The organism is Polaromonas sp. P1_G2 (assembly GCF_056405515.1).
The window spans coordinates 1-372 of the sequence record NZ_JBFUBY010001649.1 but is presented as its reverse complement, the minus strand read 5'-3'; the positions used below and the strand labels follow the sequence as shown (position 1 = coordinate 372).

The 372-nt window shown below is 61.6% G+C and carries 1 pseudogene; it reads right to left on the bottom strand.

The features are described 5' to 3' along the window. Positions 1 to 372: pseudogene (locus AC1D0P_RS31960) on the bottom strand (error-prone DNA polymerase); the annotation flags it as partial.

Genomic DNA, 372 nt, shown 5'->3' with positions numbered 1-372 from the left:
TCCTTGTCCCATTCGATCACCTGCCGGTCGGCCATCGATGCCGGCTCGATGGGGACCAGATCGTCGAGCCGATCATGCGTCAGCACGAAACCGCCTGGATGCTGGCCGAGATGCCGGGGCGCGCCCATCAGTTGCTGCGCAAGCTTCAGTGTCAACGCGAGCCGGCGGTCGTCGGGATTGAGGTTGAGTTCCCGAAGGTTCCGGTCGCCGACCATATCGGCGGACCAGGACCACATGCCCGATGACAGAGCCTTGATCATATCCTCCGGCAGACCGAGTGCCTTGCCGACATCACGGATCGCACCTTTCGCACGATATCGTGTCACGGTCGCGCAGAGTGCCGCCTTCTGATGTGTGTAGGTCTTGTAGATC